Below are 19,201 nucleotides of genomic sequence, written 5' to 3' on the forward strand. Positions count from 1 at the left end.
CTTCAACCGTAATAGCCGAGCCGCCGGCTTATCTCCCGCGCGCCCTCGGCCACGGACTCGCCCACCTCAGGCAGCCGCTGCGGGGTCAGGCGGAAGGACGGCCCGGACGCGCTCACGGCGGCCACGACCGCGCCGTCGATGTTCCTGACCGGCGCCGCGACCGCGTTGAGCCCCGGCTCCAGCTCCTCCACCGCGGCCGCCCAGCCGCGCCGGACGATCTCCTCCAGCCCGAGCTGCCGCCGGTCGGTGATGGTCAGCGGGGTGAACCGGCGCAGCTCGTCCGGCACGGCCAGCGCGCCGAACGCCAGCAGCACCTTGCCGCTGGAGGTGGCGTGCGGGGGAGTGCGGGCGCCGGCCCAGCTCTGCCCGCTGATCGCGGACGGGCCGCGCACCTGGCTGATGTTGACCACGTCGCCGTCGCGGGCCACCGCGATGTTGACGGTCTCGCCGACCTCCTCGGCCAGCCGCATGCAGACCGGCCTGCTCTCCCTGGCCAGGTCGAGCTGGGCGGTGGCGGCCCCGGCGAGCCGGACCACGCCGACGCCGAGCCGGTAGCGGCCCCGGTCACCGGTCTGCTCCACCAGCCCGCCCTGCTCCAGGGCGCCGAGCAGCCGGGACGCGGTGGATTTGTGCACCTCCAGCTCCGAGGCGAGGTCCGTCACGCGGGTGGCGCCCTCGCGGGCCAGGATCTCCAGGATGGCGATGGCGCGGTCGACGGATTGCACGGAGCTGTTGCTCATAGCGCAACAGCTTAGTCCGTCCGAGCGCCGAGAGTCGTCGTCACCCTGACGAAAACAGGGCTTCCATGGCGCTATCCGGCGGCCGGGCTCAGCTCCGCGCCGAACGCGTCGGCGATCTTCAGCATGCCGCGGGCCAGCTCGTCGCGGTCCAGGGCGTCGATCCGCTCGGCCGGGCCCGACACCGACATGGCCGCCACCACCCGGTCGCCGTCGCGCACCGGCACGGCCAGGCAGTGCACGCCCAGCTCCTCCTCACCCAGGTCGAGCGCGTAGCCGCGGTCGCGCACCACGTCGAACTCGGCCAGCATGGGGCCGGTAGCGGTGATCGTGTTGGGCGTCCGCCGCGGCATGCCGGTGCGCTCCAGCAGCGTGACCGCGTCGTGGGCGGCCCGCCACGCCAGCAGCACCTTGCCCACCGCCGTGCTGTGCGGCAGCACCCTCCTGCCGACCTCGGCGAACATCCGCAGCCTGCGCGGCGACGGCACCTGCGCCACGTAGACGATGAAGTCGCCTTCGAGCACCGCCAGGTTGGCCGTCTCGCCCGACAGCTCCACCATCCGCGTCAGGTGCGGTTGCGCCCACACGCCGACCATGCCCTCGGCCACGCCGCCGAGCCGCACCAGCCCGCCGCCCAGCGCGTAGCGGCGGTCGGACTCCTGACGCACGTAGCCGCGCGACAGCAGGGTCTGCAGCAGCCGGTGGATGGTCCCGTACGGCAGCCCGGTGCGGGCGGCGATCTCCGACAGGCTCGCCTCGCCACCCTGCTCGGCCAGCGCCTCCAGCACGTCGAGCGCCCGCTCGACCGACTGCACGCTCACAGGGAGACCCCGCGCAGCGACGCGTCCAGCACCTCGGCGGTGTGCGCCACCTTGATCTCCGCTCCCTGGCGGCGCATCGCGGCGGCGATCTGCATGGTGCAGCCGGGGTTGGCCGACACCAGCAGCCCGGCCCCGGTGGAGCCGACGGCCTTGGCCTTGAGGTCGCCGAGGTCGCGGGCCGCCTCGGGCTGGAAGATGTTGTAGGTGCCGGCCGAGCCGCAGCAGATCGCCGAGTCGGGCACCTCGCGCAGCTCCAGCCCAGGGATGCCGCGCAGCAGCTCGCGCGGCTGCGACCGGACGCCCTGGGCGTGCGCCAGGTGACACGCGTCGTGGTAGGCCACGGTCAGAGGCAGCGGGCGCCGCTCGGCCACCGGGCCCAGCTCGACCAGGAACTCCGACAGGTCCATCACCCGGAAGCCCGGCTCCTCGCCGAGCAGCTCCCCGTACTCCTTCATGGACGAGCCGCACCCGGCGGCGTTGACCACCACGACCTCGACGCCCGCCCTGCGGAAGGCGCGGACCGTGCGGCGGGCCAGCCGCCTGGCCTGGTCCTCGCGCCCGGCGTGCACGCTCAGCGCGCCGCAGCAGCCCTGCCCCGCGGGGATCAGCACGTCGCAGCCCTCCAGCGCGAGCACCCGCGCGGTGGCCGCGTTGACCTGCGGGAAGAACTCGCCCTGCACGCACCCGGTCAGCATGCCGACCACGGCCCGCCGCGGACCTCTGGCCCGCACCAGCCGGGGCAGCCGCTGCCGCCGCCGCACCTCGGGCGCCAGCGCCGCCATCGCGCCCAGGCTCGGATGCGCCCGTTCCAGGAACGGCGCCAGCCGCCGGACCAGCCCCGTGCCGGGCCGCGTCAGCCGCAGCCTGCGCGGATACGGGAACAGCCCGAACACCAGGCCGCGCACCGCCCGTTCCTGGGGGTCGCGCTCGTGCGCCCGCTCCACCTCGGCCCTGGTCTGCTCGATCAGCCGGTCGTAGCGGACCCCGGAAGGGCAGGCGGTCACGCACGCCATGCACCCCAGGCAGGCGTCGAAGTGGCCGGCCATCTCCGGCGTCACCGGAGTGCCCTCCACGTGCTGCTTCATCAGGTGGATGCGGCCGCGCGGGGAGTCCATCTCCTCGCCCCACAGCACGTACGTGGGGCACGTCGGCAGGCAGAACCCGCAGTGCACGCAGTCGCCGATCAGGTCGGGGTCCATCAGATGCCTCCCACGAACCGGCCGGGATACATCCTTCGCCCCGGGTCGAACCGTTCCTTCACCCGCCGCATCAGCGGCAGCGCGCCGACGCGCCCCCACCGCTGGACGCTCTCGTACGGGGTCGCGTGCACGACGAGCCGGGCCCCGCAGGGCTCCAGCCGGTCGCGCAGCGCGTCCACCGCGCCGGAGACCTTCTCCTCGTCCTCCTCGCCCCACAGCTCCAGCCAGATCCGGCCGGTCACCGCGGACCCGCGCAGCGAGAAGCCGCTGTAGTGCACCGCGTCGAGCACCTCGGTCAGCGCGGCCGGCGGGAAGCGCACCTCGGCCAGCAGGTCGTCGTCGGCGATCAGCCCCCACTGCGGCGGCGGCTCGTCGCGCACCCCGGTCACCGGCTCGCCCATCCGCTCCGCCAGCGCCCAGGCCCGCTCCTCCGCCGCCGCGCCCTCGACGAGCACGGTCATCCAGATCGGCCCCTGCCCGTGCGGCCAGTCGAGCTCGACGGCGCTCGGCTCCTCCTGGGCGGCGGCCAGCATCGCGGCCAGCTCGCTCACCTGGCACGGCCCGCGCTCCGACACCTGGGGAGGTTCGATCACCGCCACGATCCAGCGCCGGTCGGCGGGCAGCGGGTGGAGCCGGAAGGTGGCCTCGGCGATCACACCCAGCGTGCCGAACGAGCCGGTGAACAGTTTGCCCAGGTCATAACCGGCGACGTTCTTGACGACCTTGCCGCCCGAGCGCGCGACGGTGCCGTCGGGCAGCACGACGGTGATGCCGATAAGCAGGTCGCGGGCCGTGCCATAGCGGAAGGCGCGCGGCCCCGCGACCGCGGCGGCGAGCGTACCACCGATCGTGGTGCCTTCGGTGAACGGAACGTCGAGAGCGAGCTCCTGGCCGCTGCCGGCGAGCGCCGCCGCGAGCGCGTCCATGGTCACTCCGGCCTGGGCGCGCACCACCAGATCGCCGGCCGCGTGCTCGACGATCTCGTTCATGCAGCACAGGTCGAGCAGCACGTCCAGCCGCTCCGGCGGCGGGCCCCAGTGCAGCTTGGTGCCGCCGCCGGCGGGCACGACCGCGAGGTCGCGGTCCGCGCAGGCGCGCATCAGGGCCGACACCTCCTCGACCGTCTCGGGCAGCGCCACCCAGCGCGGCGTCACCCCGCACACGGCGTCTTCCGGCCCGGCCTCCCTGACCGTCACCCCGGTCAGATCCTCTGAGAGCATCAGAACTGCTCCGCCTTCCCGGACTCCACCAGCGGGTGCACGCCCTTGCGCACCCCGGGCACCTCACCGCACAGCCGCGGCGTGGGGAACACCTTGCCGGGGTTCGACAGGCCCCGGGGGTCGAACGCGCACCGTACGAGCTGCATGGTGTCGAGGTCGTCGTCGGTGAACATGCGCGGCATGTATCTCGCCTTGTCGACGCCCACCCCGTGCTCGCCGGTGATGGAGCCGCCGTGTTCGATGCACAGGTCCAGGATCGCGCCCGACACCGTCTCCGCGCGCTCGCCGGCGCCCGGCTCGGCGTCGTCGAACAGCACCAGCGGGTGCAGGTTGCCGTCGCCGGCGTGGAACACGTTCGCCACCCTGATGCGGTGCTCGGCCGACAGCCGGTCGATCTCGGCCAGCACGCGCGGCAGCGCGGTGCGCGGCACCACGCCGTCCTGCACGATGTAGGCCGGGCTGATCCGGCCGACGGCGGCGAACGCCGACTTGCGGCCCTTCCAGATCGCCGCCCGCTCCTCCTGGCCCGCCGCCACCCGCAGCTCGAACGCGCCCGCGCAGATCTCCTTGAGCCGCGCGAACTGGAGCTCGACCTCCGCCGACGGGCCGTCCAGCTCGACGATCAGCACGGCGCCCGCGCCACGCGGGTAGTCGCAGGCCACCGCCGCCTCGGCGGCCTCGATGGCCAGCGCGTCCATCATCTCGATCGCCGCGGGCACGATGCCGGCCCCGATGATGGCCGACACCGCCCTGCCGCCCTGCTCGATGTTCTCGAAGGCGGCCAGCACGGTGGTGACCGACTCGGGCGCGCGGCTCAGCCGTACCGTGATCTTCGTGGCGATGCCGAGGGTGCCCTCCGAGCCGATGAACGCGCCCAGCAGGTCGTAGCCGGGGTCCATCCGGTCCAGCGTCACCAGGTCACCGTCGGGGGTGACGATCTCGCAGGCCTCGACGTGGTTGACGGTGAAGCCGTACTTGAGGCAGTGGGCGCCGCCGGAGTTCTCCGCCACGTTGCCGCCGATCGAGCAGATCTGCTGGCTGGACGGGTCGGGCGCGTAGTAGTAGCCCCGGTCGCGCACCGCCTCGGTGATCGCCAGGTTGGTGACCCCCGGCTCGACGACCGCCCGGCGGTTCGGCAGGTCGACCTCCAGGACGCGGCGCATCCTGGAGGTGACGACGAGCACCCCGTCCTCGCGGGGCAGCGCGCCGCCCGACAGGCCCGTGCCCGAGCCGCGGGCCACGAAGGGCACCGCGAACTCGTTGCACAGCCTGACCACGGACGCCACCTGCTCGGCGGTGTCGGGGAGCACGACCACGCCCGGCGTGGCCCGGTGATAGGTGAGACCGTCACACTCGTAGGTACGCAGCCGGACGGGGTCGGTTATCACCGCGTCGGCGGGCAGCACCTCGCGCAGCGCCGCCGTCAGCGTGTCCAGCATGGCGCCTCCAGCGAACTCGGCCTCCCTATAGTGCAAATATATGGCGGCATCTACGGCATTCGGGCGTATGCCGGAAGCGTCAGGAAATCGGCGAAGTCGTCGTCCAGGGCGACCTCCTTGAACAGCTCCGTCGCCTGCCCGAACAGCTTCTCGTCGTAACCCGGCTCGGCCGCGATCTTCTCCAGCTCCTCGCCGATGATCCGCTCGACCAGCTCCTTGGTGACCTGGGCCCCGGTGTCGGCGAGGGTGATGTCGTTGTGGATCCACTGCCAGATCTGGGAGCGGGAGATCTCGGCCGTGGCCGCGTCCTCCATCAGGTTGTGGATCGCCACCGCGCCCAGCCCGCCCATCCACGCGGCCAGGTAGCGCAGCGCCACGTCCACGTTGTTGCGCAGCCCCGCCTCGGTGATGTCGCCCGGCGTCTCGGAGACGGCCAGCAGGTCGGCGGCCGTGACGGTGACGTCCTCACGCAGCCGGTCGAGCTGGTTGGGGCGGTCGCCGAGCACGCCGTCGAAGACCTCGCGGCAGATCGGCACCAGGTCGGGGTGCGCCACCCAGGAGCCGTCGAAGCCGTCGCCCGACTCGCGCGTCTTGTCGGCGCGGACCTTCTCCAGCGCGACCGCGTTGACCTCCGGGTCACGCCGCGACGGGATGAACGCCGCCATGCCGCCGATCGCGTGCGCGCCCCGCTTGTGGCAGGTGCGCACCAGCAGCTCGGTGTACGCGCGCATGAACGGGGCGGTCATCGTCACCGCGTTGCGCTCGGGCAGCAGGAACTCGCGGCCCCGGGTGCGGAAGCTCTTGATCACGCTGAACAGGTAGTCCCAGCGGCCCGCGTTGAGCCCCGCCGAGTGGTCGCGCAGCTCGTAGAGGATCTCCTCCATCTCGAACGCGGCAGGGTAGGTCTCGATGAGCACGGTCGCCCTGATCGTGCCGTGCGGGACGCCCAGCAGCTCCTGGGCGCGGGTGAACACGTCGTTCCACAGCCGCGCCTCCAGGTGGGACTCCATCTTCGGCAGGTAGAAGTAAGGGCCGCTGCCCCTGTCGAGCTGCCGCTTCGCGCAGTGGAAGAAGTAGAGGCCGAAGTCGAACAGCGACGCCGACACCGGGTCGCCGTCGACCAGCGCGTGCTTCTCGTCCAGGTGCCAGCCGCGCGGCCGCACCACGATCGTGGCCAGCTCCTCGTCGGGACGGAGCGCGTAGGCCTTGCCGCCGGACTCGAAGTCGATCGTACGGTCGAGCGCCTCGCGCAGGTTGAGCTGGCCGAGCACGCAGTTCTCCCAGAGCGGGGAGTTGGCGTCCTCGAAGTCGGCCAGCCACACCTTGGCACCCGAGTTGAGGGCGTTGATGGTCATCTTGCGGTCGACCGGCCCGGTGATCTCGACCCGCCGGTCCTCCAGGCCGGGCGCGGGCGGCGCGACCCGCCAGTCGCCCTCCCTGATCCCCTTGGTCTCCGGCAGGAAGTCGAGCGTGCCGCCCGCCGCCAGCTCCCGCTGCCTGGCCTGGCGGGCCTCCAGCAGCTCCAGCCGCCTGCCGCCGAACTCCCGCTGCAGTGTCGTCAGGAACGAGAGCGCCTCGGGCGTGAGGACCTCGTCGAACCGGTCGAGCATCGGGCCGGTGATCTCCATGGTTGCGATCTCTTTCCGCTTCGTGGAAAACTGCTTCTGGATTATGGAAGGGAAGCTACGCCATCCGGGTTCCGAGGGTCAAAGCCGGGGGTGCCTTCGGGGGCATCCCCGATGCGTGGGGGTGCCACGCGCGGAAGGATCGGGGGCATGAAGAGACTTGTGATCGCGGGTGGCCTCCTGGCCTCGGCCGCGTTGCTGACCGGCGGTCTGACGGGATGCGGCCTGACGGGCATCGCCGGGCCCACCGAGCAGGACTCCGTGTCGTACGAGGTCGCGGAGAAGGTCACGAAGCTGGAGGTGCACAACGGCTCCGGCGACACCGAGATCACCGAGACCGACCGCCGCACGGTGAAGGTCGACGAGACCATCCAGTGGCGCGGCGAGAAGCCGACGACCGAGCACACGGTCAACGGCGACACGCTTGTGATCAAGTACGACTGCCCGAGGCTGGTCGCCGGCAACTGCGGCGTCAACTACAAGATCGAGGTGCCGAAGGGCCTCCAGGTCACCACCGAGGCCGGCTCCGGCGACATCACGCTCAGGGCGCTGTCGGGGCCGCTCACCGTGAGCTCCGGCTCCGGCACGGTCGACGCCTCCGGCCTGACGGGCAAGACGGTCGTCGCCGAGCTGGGCTCGGGCGACATCGAGCTCGAGTACGCGGCCGCGCCGGACAGCGCCGAGGTGGAGACGGGCTCGGGGAGCGTCATCCTGCGCGTCCCCGACGAGGGCTACGACGTGAGCACCGACGTCGGCAGCGGCGACGCCACGGTCTCGGTCCGCGACGAGCAGAACGCGCCTCGCAAGATCAAGGTCAGCGCCGGATCGGGCGACGTCAGCGTGTTGCCGCAATAATCAGGTGTTGGCGGTGAGGATGTCGTGCCACGATCGGGGAAGACACCGAGGTGTCCAGACGTTTCCTATTAGAGATGACACGAATGCACGAAAACCCCGCGATCGAAGAGTACGAGACCGGCGAGATGGACCTCGAGGAGCGCCAGGCGCTACGGCGCGTCGCAGGCCTCTCCACTGAACTTCAAGACATTTCCGAGGTCGAGTACCGGCAGCTGCGACTCGAGCGGGTCGTCCTGGTCGGGGTCTGGACCTCGGGCACGGTCGAGGACGCGGAGAACTCGCTCCAGGAGCTGAAGCTCCTGGCCGAGACCGCGGGTTCCCAGGTCCTCGAAGGCCTGATCCAGCGCCGCAAGTTCGCCGACCCCTCCACCTACATCGGCTCCGGCAAGGCGCTGGAGCTGCGTGACGTGGTCGAGTCGACCGGCGCCGACACGGTGATCTGCGACGGCGAGCTGAGCCCTGGCCAGCTCCGCCAGCTCGAAGACATCGTCAAGGTGAAGGTGATCGACCGTACGGCGCTGATCCTCGACATCTTCGCCCAGCACGCGAAGAGCCGGGAGGGCAAGGCCCAGGTCGAGCTCGCCCAGCTCCAGTACCTCCTGCCGCGCCTGCGCGGCTGGGGCGGCAACCTGTCCCGCCAGGTCGGCGGCCGGGCGGCCGGCGGCATCGGCATCGGCGGCCGCGGCCCCGGTGAGACCAAGATCGAGCTGGACCGCCGCCGCATCCGCGAGCGGATGTCCAAGCTGCGCCGCCAGATCAAGGGCATGTCCACCTCCCGCGACACCATGCGCCAGCGCCGCCAGCAGCGCGAGGTGCCCGCGGTCGCCATCGCCGGCTACACCAACGCGGGCAAGTCCTCGCTGCTCAACCGGATCACCGGAGCGGGCGTGCTGGTGGAGGACGCGCTGTTCGCCACCCTCGACCCGACCGTGCGCCGCTCGCGCACGCCCGAGGGCAGGCTGTTCACGATCGCCGACACCGTCGGGTTCGTCCGCCACCTGCCGACCCAGCTCGTCGAGGCGTTCCGGTCGACGCTGGAGGAGGTCGGCGACGCCGACCTGATCCTCCACGTGGTCGACGGCTCGCACCCCGACCCCGAGGGCCAGCTCGCCGCCGTGCGCGAGGTCTTCGGGACCATCGAGGGCGCGTCCGACCTGCCGGAGATCGTGGTGATCAACAAGGCCGACGCGGCCGACCAGGAGGTGCTCGACCGCCTGACGCGACGCGAGCGCGACAGCGTCGTGGTGTCCGCCCGCACCGGCGCCGGCATCCCCGAGCTGCTGGCCCTCATCGAGCGCAGCCTGCCGCGGCTCGACCACGAGGTCGCGCTGCTCGTCCCGTACGACCGGGGCGACCTGATCTCGCGGGCCCACAAGGAGGGCGAGGTGCTCTCGGTGGACCACGTCGAGGAGGGCACCATCCTGCACGCCCGCGTGCTGCCGAGCCTCTACCAGGAGCTGATGCGCGTAGGCAAGCCGGTCGAACGAGTCTCTTAACGGCACGCGAGGGCAGCTCTGGTCACAAAGTGGCCAGGGCTGCCCAAACGCGGCAGTGGTCCCGCAACGCTGGGATTGCTAGGATTAGCCGAGCCTTTCGGCTTAATGACACGGGTTAAGGGATGACGGCTGCTGCGCACGATGGAGCACGCGGGGGCCTGTGGTTGAGGGTGTGGCGTCTGGGATGAGTGGGCTTTCTTCCGGATAACCCTGTACAGCAAGCCCGCTTGTGAAATAACGTAACTGAACTGAAATCGCCGGATCATGAGTCCGGCGATACGGTCACCGCTACAGCATTGCGGATGAGAGCAGGAGACCCCCATGTCGTCCGGACCCGGAGCGGACTCAGTGGGCGCGGCGGAGGCCGTGCGCTGCGTGCTGCTCCCGCGTGGGGCGGTGATGCGGTGACCGTTCGGTTGCTGACCAACATCGGCCGCCTGTGGACCGGCAACGAGGTCCTCAGCAACGCCGCCATCCTCGTGCACAACGACCGCATCGCGTGGGTCGGCCGGGCGCCTGACCTGCCGCAGAGCGTCCCCGGCGTCGTCGACGACATCGTCGACGTCGACCACGTCGAAAACCTGAGCGGCGCGCTCGTCACCCCAGGCCTCATCGACGCCCACACCCACCCCGTCTACGCCGGCAACCGCTACGCCGAGCTGGCCATCCGCACCGGCGGCTCGACCTCCGCGTCGATCACCGCCGCGGGCGGCGGCGTGGGCTCGACCGTCACCGTGACGCGCGGCACCGACCCGTGGACGCTCTGCAACGGCGTGCGCGAGCGGCTGCGCGGCTGGCTGCTCAACGGCACCACCACCGTCGAGGCCAAGACCGGCTACCACCTCACCCGCGACGGCGAGCTGGCCGACGTGCGGCTCCTGCGCGAGCTGGAGAAGGAGCCGATGATGCCGCGGGTGCACGTCACCTTCCTCGCGGCGCACGTCGTGCCTCCCGAATACTTCGGCCGCCAGCGCGAATACGTCGAGGCCGTGGGCGCCTGGTGCGCCGACGCGGCCGCGGCCGGCGCCGACAGCGTCGACGTCTACTGCGACGAGGGCCACTTCACCACCGAGGAGTCCCGCTGGGTGCTCGCCTCGGGCCGCAACGTCGGCCTGCTGCCGCGCATCCACGCCGGCCTCTTCAGCCGCCGCGGCGCCGTGCAGCTCGCCGCCGAGCTCGGCTGCGCCTCCGCCGACGGCCTGCACCACATGTCCGAAGAGGACATCGCGATCATGTCCCGCTACGGGGTGCCCGCCGTCGTCTGCCCCGCCACCGCCCTCCAGCGCGGCCACCTGCCGCCGGTCCGCCAGATGATCAAGCACGGCGTGCAGATCGCGCTCGGCAGCGACCACAACCCCGGCTACTGCGGCATCACCTCGATGTCGCTGGTCATCGCGATGGCCGTGTCGGCGTTCGGGATGAGCGTCAACGACGCGCTGCGCGCGGCGACGCTGGGCGGCGCGACCGTCCTCGGCGCTCCCGACCGAGGGGTGCTGCAGCCGGGACGCCTCGCCGACATCGTCCAGTGGGACGCCGACCACGAGGGCGCCTTCGCCTGGTCCTTCGGCCTCAAGCCGCGCCGCGTCTGGCGGGGTGGGACTCCGGTTCAGTAGTTAAAGTCGGGGTATGCCGCCCGCTGTCGCCGTAGTCACGGATTCCACCGCTTACTTGCCTGAGGTGCCGGGTGTCGCTGTTGTACCCGTACAGGTGATTTCCGGTGATCAGTCCTGGGATGAGCCAGAGTTCGTCGGAAATTTCGCCACAGCAACCACTTCGCGGCCCGCGCCGGAGCGCTTCGCGTCCTGCTACGCCGCGCTCGCCGCGCGAGGCGCGGCGAGCGCCGTGTCCATCCACCTGTCGGGAGACCTGTCCGGCACGGTGGATGCGGCCAGGACGGCGGCACGCGAGGCGCCGCTGCCGGTTACGGTCGTGGACAGCCGCTCGATCGGGATGGGCGTCGGCTTCCCCGTCCTGGCGGCGGCCCGCGCCGCCGAGGCGGGGGAGTCCCTGGACTCGGTGGCGGCTGCGGCCACCCGGTGCGCCGCCCGCACGCGGACCTTCTTCTACGTCGACACGCTGGACCACATGCGCCGTGGCGGCCGGATCGGCGCGGCGGCCTCGCTGCTGGGCTCGGCCCTCATGATCAAGCCTCTGCTGCACCTGACGGACGGGCGCATCGCCCTGCTGGAGAAGGTCCGCACCTCGGCCCGCGCCCTCACGCGCCTGGAGGACCTGGCGGTGGAGGAGGCGGGCGACGAGCCGGTCGAGATCGCCGTCCAGCACCTGGCCGCCCCGGACCGCGCCGAGTCCCTCGCCGCCAACCTGGCCAAGCGGGTGCGCGGGCCGGCGGGGATCCGGGTGGTGGAGGTGGGCGCGGTGATCGGGGTCCACGTGGGGCCGGGCATGCTGGGCATCACGATCTCTCCGACGTCGTAGCCGCTGGTGGTCGCGGCGGTGGCTGGGGAGGGCCTGTCGCGACGGGGAGGTTCGCGCGGGACCGGGGGTCCAAGGCTTTTCGGGAACACGGGGGGTTGGCGCTGTGCCTAGCTTGACGTCTCGAGCGCGCCTTTTTAGGAGCCTGGGGCGCTGGTACCGCGCCCAGCCTGTCGTCTTGGGTGCTGCTTTTCGTGACCCCGGGGCTCCGGTGCCGTCCCTAGCTTGATGTCCCGGACGCGGCCTTTCGGGAACCCCTCGGTCGGCTGCCGTACCGGGTGTCTTCGTTCGCTGGGCTCGCCGTAGGGCCTGTGAACAAGGCGTCGTTGTCCACAGAACCTCGTTCGGGACGTGTCGGGCACCGGGCTGCCCCGTACCTTTCCGGCCGTGCGCGCCCAAGATTCGACGTCCGAGCGGACCATCGCCGAGTCCCGGCTCCGTTCTCTCACCGGTTCCGAGGGTGCCCCGTTCTCCGCCGGGGTGCCCGAGTCCTTCCAGGCATTCCGGGCCGCCGCTCCCGCCCTGGACCCCGGTCGGCCCGGCGTGCGTGTCCTGCTGGCCCTCGGCGCCGCGGCGGTCCTGGTGGCGGGTTTCCTCCTCTGGCGCGCCCAGCCCGTCCCCGAGCCCTTGCCTGACCCGGCTCCGCTTGCCAGCGCGACGCCCGCCACCACCCCGACGACCAAGGTGACCGTCCACGTCGCCGGAAAAGTCCGTGAGCCGGGCGTCTACCCCCTGCCTACCGGCTCCCGCGTGCAGGACGCGATCACCGCCGCCGGAGGCATCCGCCGAGGCGCCCCTCTGGGCACTCTCAACCTGGCCAGACGCCTCGTCGACGGTGAGCAGATCATGGTCGGCGCCCCAGCGGCTGAGCCGGGCTCCGCCGCCGCACCCGAAGCCGCCGTCATCGACCTCAACGCCGCCACCCTGGACCAGCTCGAACAACTCCCCGGCGTGGGCGAGGTCCTGGCCTCCCGCATCGTCGACTTCCGCACCAGCCACGGCGGCTTCACCAGCGTCGACCAACTTCGCGAGGTCAGCGGCATCGGTACCCGGCGGTTCGAGGAGATCAAGCCGAAGGTCCGCATCTGATGCCGATCCCGATCCGTCCCTCAGCCACCACCACCCAGACCCCCAACGATCGTGTCGACGCCGCACCCGGCAGCGGCAGAGCGGAGGGCGGCGAAGGCAGCAGGCCCGCATTCAGCGGCGGGAAGTCCAGCGTCGGGAGCTTCGGTGGCAGGAAGTTCGGCGGCGGAAGGTTCGGTGGTGCGAGGTTCGGCGTCGGGAGGATCGGTGGTGGAAGATCCAGCCTCGGGAAGCTTGGTGGGGCGAGGTTCGGTGGCAGCGAAGGTGGCGGGGCGGCGGGTCACGAGCGGGCGTCGAGCCGTGGTGAGGGTGGCGGGGGCCACTTCTGGCCGCTCGTGATCCCGGCGGCCGCCGCGTGGGCCACCGCTCTCGTTCTCCTCGGCTGCCCCGTCCAGGTCGCCGTCCTCACGTGCCTTCTCGCGGCGGCCGGCTCGCCGGTGGCCTGGCGGTTCGCGCGGAGCACGGCCCGCCGCAACACCATGGTCGCGGTGCTGATCAGCGTCGCCGCCACCAGCGGTTCGATCGCGCTCCGCCTGCACGCCGTCACCACCGGCCCCGTCGCCGAGCTGGCCGCCGAGGGCGCGTCCATCACCGCCGAGATCACCCTCACCGACGATCCCAAGGTCAGGCGCCCCAAGCCTGGCCTGTTCCAGCGGGACAGCATCGTCGTCGAGGCCAACCTGGAGATCCTCCGCACCGGCACCCGCCGCATCTCCGTACACACCCCGATCGTGGTCTTCGCCAACGGCGCGGAATGGCGACCGCTCCTCCCGAGCCAGCGTCTCCACGTCAGGGGCCGCCTCGCCGAACCCACCTCGCCCGGCCTCGTCGCCGCCATCCTCTTGGTACGAGACCCGCCCGAGATCCTCACGCCCCCTTCGCCCGTCCACACGGTGGCAGGCGAGTTCCGCAGCGGCCTGCGCGAGGCGGCCGGCGTCCTCCCGCCTGACCAGCGTGGCCTCCTCCCGGCTCTGGTGGTCGGCGACGTCTCGCGGCTGGACCCCCAGGTCGACGAGGATCTCAGGGAAGCGGGCCTGAGCCACCTCAACGCTGTGAGCGGCGCCAACCTGGCCATCGTCGCGAGTGCCGCCCTCGCCCTCTGCCGGCTGGCCGGGTTGCCCCTCGCCCCCAGAGCCGCCTTCGCCGCCCTGGCCATGATCGCCTTCGCCATCGTGGCCCGGCCGTCCCCCAGCGTCCTGCGCGCCCTCCTGATGGGTCTGGTGGCCGCCCTGGCCCTGGGCACCGGCCGGGCCAAGGACGGCGTCGCCGCACTGTCCGCCGCCGTCCTGCTGCTCATCCTGTTCGTCCCCGACCTGGCCCGCTCCTACGGCTTCGCCCTCTCGGTGACGGCCACAGCCGGCATCCTCCTCCTGGCCCCTCGCTGGCGCACCCGCCTCACCGGCGACCTCACCGCACATCCCCCTCCCACCGCCCCAGGCTCAGCGGTCCACGCGCCTGTGGCCCGTCCCGTCTCCGGCTCGGGCAGGAAAGCGTGCCCAGCCCCGGAGCCGGAAGACTCCATGCGTCTGGCGCATCCCGGTTCAGGGCTGGGCCGGGACGCGAGGTCGTGGGACTTCCTGGCTGCGGCGAGTTCGGGTTCTGGGGAGGGCGGGGGTGGAAGTGCCCGCGTGAGGCTGGAGGGCTTCGCGTCTGGGGCGCGTCCCGGTTGTGGGGTGGGTCGGGAAGCGGAGGCGAAGGGCTCCGCGCTTGGGGGGCGTCCCGGTTCTGGAGTGGGCGGAGAGGCGGGGGCGGGGGAGTTCTCTGCTGCGGCGAGTCGGGGTCCTGGGTTGAGGGGGTTCGAGCCTGGGGCGGGTTCTGGTTTTGGGGTGGGTGGGGCAACGGGGGCGGTGGGGCGGCGCCGGGTGCGGTGGCCTCGGTGGGCGGCGGAGGCGGTGGTGGTGACCGCTGCGGCACAGGCTGCCGTCACCCCGGTGCTGGTGCTCATGTCGGGTCAGATCAGCCTGGTGGCGGTGCCGGCCAACCTGCTGGCGGGGCCGGCTGTGGCGCCCGCGACCCTGCTGGGGTTCGTGGCGGCGCTGATCGCGCCGGTCTGGCCCGAGGCGGCGCAGGCGCTGGTGGTTCCGGCCGGGTACGCGGTCGGCTGGATCATCGTGGTCTCCCGGTGGGCGGTCGGCATCCCGCTGGCCAGCGTGCCCTGGCCGCAGGGGATCGCGGGGCTCGGGTTGCTGGCGGTCGCCGCCGCCGTGGCGGTGGTGCTGCTGAGACGGCGGGCGGGGCGGGCCGTCATGCTGGCCGTCGCGGCCGGGGTGCTGATCGCGGTGCTCGTGATCAGGCCGATCGCTGCGCCCTGGCCGCCCAGAGGATGGCTGATGGTGATGTGCGATGTCGGCCAGGGCGACGGGCTGGTCATCGCGGCCGGTCCCGGCCAAGGTGTGGTCGTCGACGCCGGCCCCGACCCGGCCGTCATGGACCGGTGCCTGCGCAGGCTCGGCGTTCGGGACGTGCCCCTGGTGATCCTCACGCACCCGCACGGTGACCACGTCAACGGCCTGGCGGGCGTGCAGCGTGATCGGCGGGTGGGAGCGGTCATCACCAGCCCGCACCGCGTGTCCGCGCCGCAGAGCGCCCGTCTCAGCGCCGGCCTGGCGCGCCGACGTATCCCCGAGCACACCGCGCAGCCGGGCACCCGGTGGCGGCTCGGCCCGTCCGAGTTGACAGTCCTCGCGCCCGAGTCAGCGGCGGCGGACGGGCCGGGGGAGGGCAGTGCCGCCAACAACGCGAGCATCGTCCTGCACGTCCGCTGGCGCGCGGGGTCGGCGTTGCTGAGCGGCGACATCGAGTCGGAGGCCCAGCACCGGCTCCTGCGTGACTCCCTGCCGAGGGCCGACATCTTCAAGGTCCCGCATCACGGATCGCCTCGGCAGGTCCCGGCCTTCTTCGCGGCGGTTCAGGCCCGTGCGGCACTGGTCAGCGTGGGAGCCGGCAACGGCTACGGCCACCCGGCCCCGTCCACCCTCAGCCTGCTGAACCGTATGGGCGCCCGCGTCTACCGTACGGACAAGTCGGGCGATGTCGCGATCGTCGACCAGGAAGGAGCCCTCGCGGTGGTGTCGCGCGGACGCTGACCGCCCCAGAGCGGAACCGACCATCGGTCGCTCCCACGGGTATGGCCGGACTGAACCGACCACCGACCGCCCCCACGGGTGTGGCCGGGGTGGGTTGGTGTCTCTGCGTTTTGGGATGGGGGGAGGGCGTGGGATGCTGCTCGACATGGCGGGAAGCGATCCGGCACCTGTGACCTTGGTCGTCGGGGATGAGGAGTTGCTGGCGGAGCGGGCCGTAAGCCAGGTGGTCGTGGCGGCGCGGGCCATGGATGCCGGGGCCGAGGTGCACGATCTCGTCGGGTCGAAGGTGACGGCGGGGGAGCTGACGCAGTTGACGTCGCCTTCGCTGTTCGGAGACCGGACCGTCGTGGTCATCAGGTCCGCGCACGACCTGGGCAAGGACGTGATCGCGGAGGTCGTCGCCTACGCCAAGCGGCCGTCCGACGACGTGGTGCTCGTGCTGGCGCATCCCGGCGGGGTCAAGGGCAAGGCGCTGGTCGACGGGGTGAAGAAGGCCGGGGCCGAGGTGGTCACCGTCACCAAGGTGACCAAGGCGGGGGAGCGGCTGGAGTTCGTCAAGGGCGAGTTCAGACGGGCCGGGCGGGGCATCTCGGGGGAGGCCGCCCAGGCGCTGCTGGAGGCGGTGGGCAACGACCTGCGGGAGCTGGCCGCCGCGTGCAACCAGCTGATGTTCGACACGGAAGACAAGACGATCACTCCGGCGGCGGTGGCGCGCTACCACAGGGGGCGCGCCGAGGTGACCGGGTTCAACGTCGCGGACTCGGCCGTCGAGGGGCGGCTCGGCGAGGCCCTGGAGCAGTTGCGGTGGGCTTTGAGCACGGGTGTCGCGCCCGTGCTGCTGGTGAGCGCGCTGGCGGGCGGGCTGCGGTCCATCGCCAAGGTCGCCGGGGCGCCGCGCAACCTGCGGGGCGGGCAGCTGGCGAGCCACCTGGGCATGCCGCCGTGGAAGATCGAACGGGTCAGGAAACAGGTCAAGGGGTGGGGGCCGGAAGGGCTCTCGCGCGCCATGCAGGCCGTGGCCGACGCCGACGAGCAGGTCAAGGGTGCAGGCGCCGACCCCGCCTACGCCTTGGAGCACACCGTCCAGGTCATCGTGGCCAGCCGCACCGGCCGTTAGGGAACCTCCGGGCGGTCCTCGGCCTGGTCACGTCCGGTCGCGCGGCGTTCCCGCAGGTCCTCGGCCTGGTCACGTCCGGTCGCGCGGCGTTCCCGCAGGTCCTCGGCCTGGTCACGTCCGGCCGTGTGGCGTTCCCGCAGGTCCTCGGCCTGGTCACGTCCCGCCGTGCTACGTTCCCGCAGGTCCGCCGCGAGCCCTTCCTTGCGTACCCGTACGTCGACGTAGAGCAGGACGAGGACGGCCACCAGCCAGGCGTAGTAGGCGGCGGTGGCCACAGTCGTCGGCACGTACGTCACCACGTCCACCCACCCGGGTGTCGCCGGGACCTGGCCGAGAAGCAGCGCCAGTGCGAGCACGGCGGTGAGCCAGATCGGCAGGAGGAAGGTCACCACGATCGCCACCGTGGCGAGGAGTTCGAGCAGGAGCATCCCCAGGACCCGCGGCAGGTTGTTGCCCAGCAGGAGGGCGGAGCGACGCAGCGCGCCACCGAGGCGGAGCGGCTCCAGCGCGGCCGTGACCGGCGCGAACAGCAGAGCCAGCGCCATCATCAGCCAGACCAGCAGCGGCAGCGTGGTGATCTGCCAGGTGTACGGCAGCAAGGACAGGACCTCGGAAACCATCGCCGGGTCCGCGGGAGCGTCCCCGTCGGCCAGAGGGCGAAGCCCCTACCAGAAAAAGGCTCCGAGCGCCGCGATCAGCCCGAGGACCACCAGCTGCGGCACCACGGTCAGCAGCGCGGTCACCCCGAGCACCGGCCGTATCCTGCGGGCCAGCAGGCGGAGCGCCGTGCGGATGGTCACCGGTTCCCCGGTGAGCGCCTGCACCACGAGGACCGCCTGCAGAGCCCCGGTCATTGCGAAGACCGCCAGGACGACGGCCTGGCCGAGCAGGAGCGACAGCACCGACAACTGGACGAGTTGTTCCCGCGTGGCGCCGGAGGTCGTCAGCGGGGTGACCAGCGCGCTCCACGCCCACAGGACCAGGTCGCCCGCGAGGGTGAGGACGAGCGCGGACCCGACGAACGGGAGCGGATGGCGGCGCAGCAGCAGGACGGCGGTCGCCCAGATCTCCAGGATGTTCCGGGGCGCGAGCGGCGGTGGCGGGTGGGCGGCGGCCGTCACGACGGCTCCCCGATGGCGTCCTCGCGGCTCAGCCGCTTGTCCTGATCGGCGAACTGCACCACGGCGAGCATCGACGCGGTCGCGAGGACGCAGGTGAGCATGGCCCACTTGACGGCGACGAGCACAGTCCACCCGGCCGGCCCCAGACCGCCGGCCGGGTCGTCGCCCGTGGCGCGCAACAGCACGGCCGCGCCGAGGATCCCGCCGAAGCCTTCGAGAAGCGCCCGCAGCACGCAGCGCGCGGAGAGAATCTTGAAGAACTGGCCGCGGGTCAGCCGCCGGGACAGTTTGACGGCCTGCCAGCCGCCCAGCCCTTTCACCGTGACGCCGGGTGCGGCGAAGGCGAACCGGATCTCCACGGCGGCGACCACGAAGAGGGCGGCCAGGAAGAACAGCGGCCCGGCGCCCGGGAAGCCGGACACCGGTATGTCCCGCTCGGCGGCGACCGGGAAGAGCGCGTACATCGCCAGTCCCAGGGAAGTCAGCAGGAAGGTCAGCCCGCACAGCCGGGCCAGGCCGCGCCACGTGCCCGGCGGGGAGCTCGCGCCGATGACCGTGGGCGCCAGCAGACCGCTGAGCACGACGATCGCGGCGCTGTTCACCGCGAGGATCGCGATCGCGCTCAGCGCGTCGGCGAACCGTGTCCACAGGAACGTGTACTCGTGCCAGATCGCCGGCCGCTCGATGACGCGCGCCAGCAGCGACTGTGCGAGGAGAGCCGGGACGGCCACCACCGCGGCGCGCCACAGAACGGCACGCGGATGGCGGCGCACCTCTGAGAACGCCTCGACGACCTGTTCCTCGGCGGGCTTCCACGGGGGCGGCGGGGGCGGCTCCTCATGTGGGGGGACGGGCAGGGCCGACAGCGGTCGTCCGGTGGGATCGCGGTCGTCAACCACGCTCCCATTGAACTCCGCACACGGCGACCCGGCCAGGGTCCCACCGGCAAACCGCGCGTGCCCGCCG

General features: G+C 72.1%; 16 protein-coding genes. 7 read left to right on the forward strand and 9 right to left on the reverse strand.

Annotated features, from left to right (window positions below; translation table 11 throughout):
• Nucleotides 1-2: 2 nt before the first annotated feature.
• From ACZ6YG_RS08760 to aceB, 6 genes are all read right to left on the reverse strand, one after another.
• The gene (locus ACZ6YG_RS08760; protein WP_187281325.1) at nt 3-740 is read right to left on the reverse strand and encodes an IclR family transcriptional regulator; all 738 of its coding nucleotides are present in this window, start codon (nt 738-740) and stop codon (nt 3-5) included.
• Nucleotides 741-811: 71 nt separating this feature from the next.
• Complete coding sequence (locus ACZ6YG_RS08765; RefSeq protein WP_148034838.1) at nt 812-1,552, reverse strand: IclR family transcriptional regulator; 741 nt, start codon at nt 1,550-1,552, stop codon at nt 812-814.
• Between the two features lie 2 nt (nt 1,553-1,554).
• Nucleotides 1,555-2,757, reverse strand: a complete 1,203-nt coding sequence (locus ACZ6YG_RS08770) for a (Fe-S)-binding protein (protein WP_466017588.1) — start codon at nt 2,755-2,757, stop codon at nt 1,555-1,557.
• Nucleotides 2,757-3,977, reverse strand: a complete 1,221-nt coding sequence (locus tag ACZ6YG_RS08775) for an FAD-binding oxidoreductase (RefSeq protein WP_466017589.1) — start codon at nt 3,975-3,977, stop codon at nt 2,757-2,759. Before ACZ6YG_RS08775 ends, ACZ6YG_RS08770 begins: the two co-directional genes overlap by 1 nt.
• Nucleotides 3,977-5,416 carry an FAD-linked oxidase C-terminal domain-containing protein gene (locus tag ACZ6YG_RS08780; protein ID WP_466017590.1) on the reverse strand — a complete coding sequence of 480 codons (1,440 nt, stop codon included), beginning with the start codon at nt 5,414-5,416 and terminating at the stop codon, nt 3,977-3,979. Before ACZ6YG_RS08780 ends, ACZ6YG_RS08775 begins: the two co-directional genes overlap by 1 nt.
• 50 nt (nt 5,417-5,466) lie before the next feature.
• A complete protein-coding gene (gene aceB, locus ACZ6YG_RS08785) occupies nt 5,467-7,044 on the reverse strand; it encodes a malate synthase A (protein ID WP_466017591.1) in 1,578 nt (525 codons plus the stop codon).
• 147 nt (nt 7,045-7,191) lie between these two features.
• On the opposite strand from aceB, the gene ACZ6YG_RS08790 reads away from it, so the two are divergent.
• The 7 genes from ACZ6YG_RS08790 (at nt 7,192) to holA (ending at nt 17,114) form a co-directional block, all read left to right on the forward strand.
• Complete coding sequence (locus tag ACZ6YG_RS08790; protein ID WP_148033514.1) at nt 7,192-7,896, forward strand: DUF4097 family beta strand repeat-containing protein; 705 nt, start codon at nt 7,192-7,194, stop codon at nt 7,894-7,896.
• Between the two features lie 83 nt (nt 7,897-7,979).
• A complete protein-coding gene (gene hflX, locus ACZ6YG_RS08795) occupies nt 7,980-9,392 on the forward strand; it encodes a GTPase HflX (protein ID WP_148033513.1) in 1,413 nt (470 codons plus the stop codon).
• Nucleotides 9,393-9,796: 404 nt separating this feature from the next.
• Nucleotides 9,797-11,005, forward strand: a complete 1,209-nt coding sequence (gene hutI / locus ACZ6YG_RS08800; protein ID WP_148033512.1) for an imidazolonepropionase — start codon at nt 9,797-9,799, stop codon at nt 11,003-11,005.
• 13 nt (nt 11,006-11,018) lie between these two features.
• Nucleotides 11,019-11,828, forward strand: coding sequence for a DegV family protein (locus ACZ6YG_RS08805; RefSeq protein ID WP_466017592.1), 810 nt, complete (start codon nt 11,019-11,021; stop codon nt 11,826-11,828).
• A gap of 384 nt (nt 11,829-12,212) precedes the next feature.
• Nucleotides 12,213-12,914: a ComEA family DNA-binding protein gene (locus ACZ6YG_RS08810; RefSeq protein WP_261808759.1), complete on the forward strand. Its 702-nt coding sequence runs from the start codon at nt 12,213-12,215 to the stop codon at nt 12,912-12,914.
• Between the two features lie 332 nt (nt 12,915-13,246).
• Entirely contained in the window at nt 13,247-15,997 is a 2,751-nt protein-coding gene (locus ACZ6YG_RS08815; protein ID WP_466017593.1) for a ComEC/Rec2 family competence protein, read from the forward strand.
• A 133-nt stretch (nt 15,998-16,130) separates the two neighbouring features.
• Nucleotides 16,131-17,114 carry a DNA polymerase III subunit delta gene (gene holA, locus ACZ6YG_RS08820; RefSeq protein WP_187281323.1) on the forward strand — a complete coding sequence of 328 codons (984 nt, stop codon included), beginning with the start codon at nt 16,131-16,133 and terminating at the stop codon, nt 17,112-17,114.
• On the opposite strand, the gene ACZ6YG_RS08825 is transcribed toward holA, so the two are convergent.
• The 3 genes from ACZ6YG_RS08825 to ACZ6YG_RS08835 are packed head-to-tail and all read right to left on the reverse strand — an operon-like array spanning nt 17,111 to nt 19,134.
• A complete protein-coding gene (locus tag ACZ6YG_RS08825; RefSeq protein WP_466017594.1) occupies nt 17,111-17,734 on the reverse strand; it encodes a hypothetical protein in 624 nt (207 codons plus the stop codon). The two genes, holA and ACZ6YG_RS08825, sit on opposite strands and share 4 nt — an antisense overlap.
• Before the next feature lie 45 nt (nt 17,735-17,779).
• Entirely contained in the window at nt 17,780-18,235 is a 456-nt protein-coding gene (locus tag ACZ6YG_RS08830; protein WP_466017595.1) for a hypothetical protein, read from the reverse strand.
• Nucleotides 18,232-19,134, reverse strand: coding sequence for a hypothetical protein (locus ACZ6YG_RS08835; RefSeq protein WP_466017596.1), 903 nt, complete (start codon nt 19,132-19,134; stop codon nt 18,232-18,234). The genes ACZ6YG_RS08830 and ACZ6YG_RS08835 overlap by 4 nt, the downstream gene beginning before the upstream one ends.
• Nucleotides 19,135-19,201 lie beyond the last annotated feature (67 nt).

The organism is Nonomuraea sp. NPDC054003 (assembly GCF_055585125.1).